Genomic DNA, 1,935 nt, shown 5'->3' with positions numbered 1-1,935 from the left:
ACTCCCCGGTGCGCGCGTAGCGCTCCTCCTTGGAGAGGAAGTCGCCGTACGCGCGCTGCTCGTGGCTCTCGCCGCCCGTCACCACGTTGAGCAGCAGTCGGCCGGGGGCGTACCGCTGGAAGGTCGCGGCCATCTGGGCGGCGAGCGTCGGCGCCACGAAACCGGGCCGGAAGGCGACCAGGAACTTCAGCCGCTCCGTCTCGCGCGCCAGCATCGCGGTGGTCAGCCAGGCGTCCTCGCACCAGGCGCCGGTGGGCGTGAGCACGCCCTCGAAGCCGAGCTGTTCGGCCGCGCGGGCGATCTGGGTCAGATAGCCGAGGTCGGCGGGGCGGCGGCCCCCGGCCGCGCCCGGCACGCCGGTGGCCACGCCGTGGCCGCCGCCGACGACATGGCGGCTGTCGCCATAGGTGGGCAGGAACCAGTGGAAGGTGAGGCTCATGAACGTCTCCATCGGGCGTGGGGAACGGCGGTGGCAGGAAGCGCGAAGGTGGTACGTGCTCTGTGCGTGTGGGTGCGTGTGGGTGCGTGTGGGTGCGTGTGCGTGCTCGCTTGCGTGCGTGCTTGCGTGCGTGAAGGGGGGAGAGGAGGGGGGCGCGCTAGAGCAGGCCGTGGCGCGGCGGCCGCGCCCCGGTCAGTACGTACCGGCCGATGTGCTGCACCTTCCAGCGCACCGGGTCGTGCAGGGTGTGGGTGCGCGCGTCGCGCCAGAACCGGTGCAGGTTGAGCCCGTCCTGGGCCGCCCGCGTCCCCGCCACCTCGAACAGCGCGCTGCCCGTGTCGACCGCCGTCCCGGCCGCGTGGGCCTTCGCCGCCGCCACGGCGATCGACGCCTCGGCGGCCGTCTCGTCCGTCAGCTCGGCGCGGGCCGCGTCCACGGCGTCGGCCGCGGCGGCGAGCAGCGCCGCCGATGCCCGTACGCCCAGGGCGAGTTCGCCGAAGCGCTGGACGAGCAGCGGGTCCTCGGCCGCCGTACCGTAGCCCTCGCCGACCGCCTCGAACCACGGGCGGCTGCGGGTACGGACGAACGCGGCGGCCTCCTCCAGCGCCCCCGCGGCTATCCCCGCGTCGATGGCCGCGTGCAGCAACTGCGCCACAGCGCCGTGCAGTTGCGGCCCCTCGAAGGTCAGATGGTGCGGTACGACCCGGTCGGCGGCCACCGCCACCTCCGCGAGGCGCACCGTCCCGCTGGCCGTCGTGCGCTGCCCCATGCCGTCCCAGTCGTCCACGACGCTCACCCCGGGGGCGTCGCTCCGTACGTACGCGACATGGAGCGGACCGTCCTGCGCGGCACCCCGCGCGGCACCCCGCGCGGTCCGCTCCCCCGCGCCCACGCGCGCCAGCACCGGGATCCAGTCGGCGAACAGCGCGCCCGTCGCGTAGTGCTTCTCGCCGGTCAGCAGGTACGCGCCATCCGCTCCCGGGAGCAGCCGGGTCCGGATGTCCTGGACGTGCGCGGTGCCCTTCTCCGACTGCGCGTTGCCGAACCGCCGCCCCGCCAGCACCTCCCCGAGGAAGAACTTCCGCTGTTCCTCGGTGCCTTGACGCAGCAGCACGTTCACATAGACGAAGTGGCTCTGCGGGATCTGCGCCAGGCTCGGATCCGCCGCCGCCAGCAGCCGGAAGATCTCCGCGAGCGTACGGGCGGACACCTCGGCGCCGCCGTACGCGCGCGGCACGGAGACCGCGAGCAGCCCGGAGGCCGAGAGCCGGTCGACCTCGGCGCGCGGCAGCGCCCGCTCCGCGTCCCGCGCCGCCGCTCCGGCCCGGAACTCCCCGGCCAGCGCGGCGGCGACGGCGAGCGCCTCGGCGTCGTCACCGAGGGCGAGGACCTCGGCGCCGAGAGCGCGCAGCCAGGGCGCGATCATCGGTCCCAGGGCGTCGCGGATCAGCCCGTCGTGCGGCAGTCCCCCGGTCAGCAGCTCATCGCCGAGGACG

2 protein-coding genes are annotated in these 1,935 nt (G+C 74.9%); both read right to left on the bottom strand.

Going from position 1 to position 1,935, the window contains the following annotated elements:
- The coding region (locus DVH02_RS33840; protein WP_114627655.1) for an LLM class flavin-dependent oxidoreductase at nt 1–439 on the bottom strand (439 nt) is incomplete at its 3' end.
- Between the two features lie 157 nt (nt 440–596).
- Nucleotides 597–1,865 carry an SfnB family sulfur acquisition oxidoreductase gene (locus DVH02_RS33835; protein ID WP_114627656.1) on the bottom strand — a complete coding sequence of 423 codons (1,269 nt, stop codon included), beginning with the start codon at nt 1,863–1,865 and terminating at the stop codon, nt 597–599.
- Nucleotides 1,866–1,935: the final 70 nt, after the last annotated feature.

Origin of the sequence: Streptomyces corynorhini, assembly GCF_003346515.1 — a bacterium.
GTDB classification, from domain to species: Bacteria; Actinomycetota; Actinomycetes; order Streptomycetales; family Streptomycetaceae; genus Streptomyces; species Streptomyces corynorhini.
Note: the sequence above shows the minus strand (reverse complement) of the source record. Positions and strands in the feature narration are given on the sequence as shown.

What these genes read in the sequence shown, in the direction of transcription:
- DVH02_RS33835 (WP_114627656.1), bottom strand. Translation starts at nt 1,865, where the DNA reads ATGATCGCGCCCTGGCTGCGCGCTCTCGGCGCCGAGGTCCTCGCCCTC.